Raw genomic sequence first — 5,292 nt, forward strand, 5'->3', positions numbered from 1 at the left:
GTTGATATTTGACCGTACCGGGCCAATTCGCTCGTACCGGAGATGGGAGGCGGCCAATGGCAGAAACGTCGAAAGCCGATGGCGGGCGTCTGACGACCCATGTCCTCGACACGGCGACCGGCAAGCCGGCAGCGGGACTGTCGATTGCGCTCTATCACCTCGAGGGCAAGGCGCGGACACATCTGAAGACCGTTGTCACCAATGCCGACGGCCGTTGCGACAAGCCGCTGCTCGCTGGCGCGGAGTTCCGCACCGGCGAATACGAACTGCTCTTCGCCGCGGGCGACTATTTGCGCCAGCAGGGGTTGAGCCTGCCGAAACCCGCCTTTCTCGATGTGATACCGATCCGCTTCGGCATGGCCGAACCGGTGCATTATCATGTACCGCTGCTGGTCTCGCCCTACGGCTACTCGACCTACAGGGGGAGCTGAGGCATGGCCAAGGTCAATATCCGCAACGAGATCCGTTTCATTCTCAATGGCAGGGATGTAGCGCTTTCGTCGGTTGCGCCCGATGCGACCCTGCTCGACTGGCTGCGGCTCGACCGTTCGCTGCGCGGCACCAAGGAAGGTTGCGCCGAGGGTGATTGCGGCGCCTGCACCGTGCTGGTTGGCAAGCTCTCGGCCGGCGGTCTGGTCTATGAAAGCGTCAATGCCTGCATCCGCTTCCTCGGCTCGCTGGACGGCACCCATGTCGTGACCGTCGAGCATTTGCGGGGCCTGCCCGGTCAGTTGCATCCGGTGCAGCAGGCGATGGTCGATTTCCACGGCTCGCAATGCGGCTTCTGCACGCCGGGCTTCGTCATGTCGCTCTATGGTCTGTGGATGAGATCACCCGACCCGTCGAACGCTTCCATCGAAAAGGCTTTGCAAGGCAATCTCTGCCGCTGCACTGGCTACGAGGCGATCATGCGCGCGGCCCAGGCCATCTCCAGCTACGGCAAGGCGGCGAGGGATCCGCTGGCAGCGGAGCGCAAGGCGATCACCGCGAGGCTAGAGGCCATGCATGACGGCGCCCGGATCGAGATCGGTTCGGCCAAGGCGCGGCTGATCGTGCCGGCCGACGTCGATGATTTCGCCGCCGTGCTGGACAAGGAACCCGGCGCCACCATCGTTGCCGGTTCGACCGATGTCGGCCTGTGGGTGACCAAGCACATGCGCGATATTTCGCCGGCCATTTTCATCGGCAATCTCGACGGACTTTGCACCATCTCGGAAGACAAGGGCGTCATTTCGATCGGCGCCGGCGTCACCTACACTGACGCCTTCGCGACGCTGGCGAAGCGCATCCCGGCGATGGGGCCGTTGTTCGATCGCATCGGCGGCGAACAGGTGCGCAACATGGGCACGATCGGCGGCAACATCGCCAACGGTTCGCCGATCGGTGATACGCCGCCGCCCTTGATCGCGCTTGGCGCACGCCTCACCCTGCGCAAGGGTAAGAAGCGGCGGACCATCCCGCTGGAAACCTTCTTCATTGCCTATGGCAAGCAAGACCGGCAGCCGGGCGAGTTCGTCGAGGCCGTGCACGTTCCTGTTCCAGCCAAGGATACAAAATTCGCAGTCCACAAGATCACCAAGCGCCGCGATGAGGACATTACCGCGGCCCTTGGCGCTTTCTTCCTGACGCTGGCCAAAGACGGCACGGTCGCGGAGGTGCGCATCGCCTATGGCGGCATGGCGGCGACGCCGAAGCGGGCGTCTTTTGTCGAAAAAGCGCTGCTCGGCAAGCCGTGGACCGAACAGACGGTAGACGCGGCGATGGCCGAATATGCCAGGGATTTCACCCCGCTCACCGACATGCGGGCTTCGGCCGAGTATCGCGCACTGGCGGCGCGCAACCTCCTGCTGCGCTTCTTCGCCGAGACCAGCGGCACCAGGGAGCCGATCCAGGTTTCGAGGCACGAGGCGGCATGATGAACAAGCACGCTGCCCCCAACCTCAAGGCTGAAAAGATCGTCGGAGGCGTCGCCGACGACCAGCGTCACGATTCCGCGCACAAGCATGTCAGCGGCACCGCCGTCTATATCGACGACATGCCGGAACCATCAGGCACGCTGCATGGCTGCCTCGGGCTTTCTGCCGCCACGCATGCCATGATCACCAGCATGGATCTCTCGGCGGTGCGTACAGCGCCCGGCGTTGTCGACGTGCTGACGGCCAGTGACGTGCCCGGCGAGAACGACATTTCGCCGACCGGCCGTCACGACGAGCCGGTGCTGGCCGACGGCAAGGTGCAATTCTATGGCCAACCGATCTTCTGCGTCATTGCCGAGACGCGCGAGCAGGCGCGCCGTGCCACAAGGTTGGCCAAGGTCGAATACAAGGAATTGCCCTTCGTCACCGACATTGGTGCGCTCGATCCGAAGAAGGACAAGCTCGTCACGCCGCCTCTCACGCTGAAGCGCGGCGATGCCGCCACAGCAATCCGTCAAGCGCCGCGCCGGCTAAAGGGAAAAATGCGCATCGGTGGCCAGGAACACTTCTACCTCGAAGGCCATATCGCCATGGCCATTCCGGGCGAAGATCAGGACGTCACCATCTATTCCTCGACCCAGCATCCGAGCGAAGTCCAGCACATGGTCAGTCATGCACTTGGCGTGCCGAGCAATGCCGTCACGGTGGAAATCCGCCGCATGGGCGGCGGCTTCGGCGGCAAGGAAACGCAGGGCAATCAGTTTGCGGCATTGGCCGCGATCGCCGCAAAGAAGCACCATCGCGCCGTGAAAATCCGGCCCGACCGCGACGACGACATGATCGCCACCGGCAAGCGCCATGACTTCCTCGTCGACTACGAAGTCGGCTTTGATGACGAGGGCAATATCCTCGGCGTCGATTTCATGTTCGCGGCGCGCTGCGGTTTTTCCTCGGACCTTTCCGGCCCGGTGACCGATCGCGCGCTGTTCCACTGTGACAACACTTATTTCTGGCCAGCGGTGCACGCTAAATCGGCGCCGCTCTACACCAACACCGTGTCGAACACCGCCTTTCGTGGTTTCGGCGGCCCGCAAGGCATGGTCGGCGCCGAGCGCGTCATCGACGAGGTGGCCTTTGCCGTCGGCAAGGATCCACTCGAAATCCGCAAGAAGAATTTCTACGGCACATCGGACCGCAATATCACGCCCTACCACCAGACGGTCGAGGATAACGTCATTCAGCGCATTGTCGCTGAGCTGGAGCAAAGCGCCAGCTATGCGCGGCGGCGGCGCGAAATATCGGCCTTCAATGCCAACAGCCGTTTCATCAAGCGTGGCCTGGCGCTGACGCCGGTCAAGTTCGGCATCTCGTTCACCGCCACGCATTACAACCAGGCCGGCGCGCTGGTGCATGTCTACACGGACGGTTCGGTGCATCTGAACCATGGCGGCACCGAGATGGGACAGGGCCTCTACGTCAAAGTGGCGCAAGTGGTGGCGGAAGAGTTCCAGATCGATCTCGACCAGGTGAAGATCACCGCGACCACGACCGGCAAGGTGCCGAACACCTCGGCCACAGCAGCGTCGTCCGGCTCCGACCTCAACGGCATGGCGGCTCAGAATGGCGCTCGTCAGATCAAGGATCGGCTGATCGATTTCGCCGCCGAAAAATATCAGGTGCCGAGCGATCAGGTGCTGTTCCTGCCCAACCGGGTGCGCATCGGCAACCAGGAAATCGCCTTCGCCGATCTCATCAAACAGGCCTATATGGCCCGCATCCAGCTGTCGGCGGCCGGTTTCTACAAGACGCCTAAAATCCACTGGAACCGCGACAAGGGCGAGGGCCGTCCCTTCTATTATTTCGCCTATGGCGCCTCGTGTTCGGAAGTCTCTGTCGACACGCTGACCGGCGAATACATGGTCGAGCGCACCGATATTCTCCATGACTGTGGCCGATCTCTGAACCGAGCCATCGACATCGGCCAGATCGAGGGCGGCTTCATCCAGGGCATGGGCTGGCTGACGACGGAAGAACTGTGGTGGGACGCCAAGGGCCGGCTGCGCACGCACGCGCCGTCGACCTACAAGATTCCGCTCGCCTCCGACCGGCCGAAGATTTTCAACGTCACCTTGGCAGACTGGCCGGAAGCGAGCGAGCCGACGATCCACCGTTCCAAGGCGGTCGGCGAGCCGCCGTTCCCGCTCGGCATGTCGGTGCTGCACGCCCTGTCGGATGCGGTGGCGAGCATTGCCGACCACAAGATTTGTCCGCGCCTCGATGCGCCGGCAACGCCGGAGCGGGTGCTGATGGCAATCGAACGGCTGAAGGACGAGGCCAAGGCCTGAGTCTGGCACCAGGGTCGGCAATACGTGCAATTCAGGCCGAAAAACCCTATGTTTCCGGCACGGGAATGCGAATGATGAATTCGAAAGTGCAAAGCCTGAGAGATTTCCTTGCTGGTCAAGGCCGCATCGCTTTGGTCGAGGTGACCGGGACCAAAGGCTCGACGCCACGCGAAAAGGGCGCCTTCATGCTCGTCTCGCAGACGGCGATCTTTGGTACGATCGGCGGCGGTCAGCTCGAATACATGGCGATCGACAAGGCCCGGCAGATGGTGGGTAAAGAGGCCCGCATCGAGGTTGACGAGATCTGCGCCACGCTCGACGTGCCGCTCGGGCCGGAGATCGGCCAATGCTGCGGCGGGCGCGTCGAAGTCTTGATCCGGCTTGTCGATGCCGCGCTCGTTGCCGAACTGGTTGCGGCCGCGGAGGCTGAGGAAGCGCATCTGCCGCATGTCTACATCTTCGGCAGCGGCCATGTCGGACAGGCGCTGGCGTCGACGATCGCGCTTCTGCCGGTGCACGGCGTCGTCATCGAGACGCGGGCCGAGGCGCTGGAAGGCATGCCGGAAACCGTCGAGACACGGCTGACGCCGATGCCCGAGGCCGAGGTGCGCAAAGCTCCCCCCGGCACCGCCTTCGCCATCCTCACCCACGATCACGCATTGGATTTCCTGATCGTCGCCGAAGCGCTGAAGCGCGACGACGCGGCCTATATCGGCATGATCGGTTCGAAGACCAAGAAAGCCACCTTCAAGAATTGGTTCCTGAAATCGGCGGACGGTAGCGAACCGGAGTTTGCCCGTCTCGTCTCGCCGATCGGCGGCGATGCCGTCAAGGACAAGCGCCCGCCGGTGATCGCCGCACTTGCGGCCGCCGAGATTATGACGGCGCTGGTTGTTCACGCCGCTGCCTCGGGTGCCGACCATCAGGTTTCGCGTGACAAGGTTATGGCCGGTTAGCCGCAGCTGAACATCGGCTTCTTCGTTTTCCAATCGCCCCAAACATGCGTTTGCTGTATCCACCGGCCTTGCAGC

Annotated in this window: 4 protein-coding genes; all 4 read left to right on the forward strand. The window is 62.8% G+C overall.

The genetic code is table 11. The features are described from left to right. The first annotated feature begins 56 nt into the window (after positions 1 to 56). The 4 genes from uraH to xdhC all read left to right on the forward strand — a co-directional run bounded on the left by uraH (position 57) and on the right by xdhC (position 5,217). Positions 57 to 431, forward strand: coding sequence for a hydroxyisourate hydrolase (gene uraH, locus EN935_RS21005; RefSeq protein WP_126067351.1), 375 nt, complete (start codon positions 57 to 59; stop codon positions 429 to 431). Between the two features lie 3 nt (positions 432 to 434). Beyond that, positions 435 to 1,916: a xanthine dehydrogenase small subunit gene (gene xdhA, locus EN935_RS21010; RefSeq protein ID WP_127265204.1), complete on the forward strand. Its 1,482-nt coding sequence runs from the start codon at positions 435 to 437 to the stop codon at positions 1,914 to 1,916. Then, a complete protein-coding gene (xdhB, locus tag EN935_RS21015) occupies positions 1,916 to 4,261 on the forward strand; it encodes a xanthine dehydrogenase molybdopterin binding subunit (RefSeq protein WP_127265206.1) in 2,346 nt (781 codons plus the stop codon). Before xdhA ends, xdhB begins: the two co-directional genes overlap by 1 nt. Positions 4,262 to 4,335: 74 nt before the next feature. Continuing rightward, complete coding sequence (gene xdhC, locus EN935_RS21020; protein ID WP_127373575.1) at positions 4,336 to 5,217, forward strand: xanthine dehydrogenase accessory protein XdhC; 882 nt, start codon at positions 4,336 to 4,338, stop codon at positions 5,215 to 5,217. Positions 5,218 to 5,292: the final 75 nt, after the last annotated feature.

Origin of the sequence: Mesorhizobium sp. M7D.F.Ca.US.004.03.1.1 (assembly GCF_003998635.1) — a bacterium.
GTDB classification, from domain to species: domain Bacteria; phylum Pseudomonadota; class Alphaproteobacteria; order Rhizobiales; family Rhizobiaceae; genus Mesorhizobium; species Mesorhizobium loti.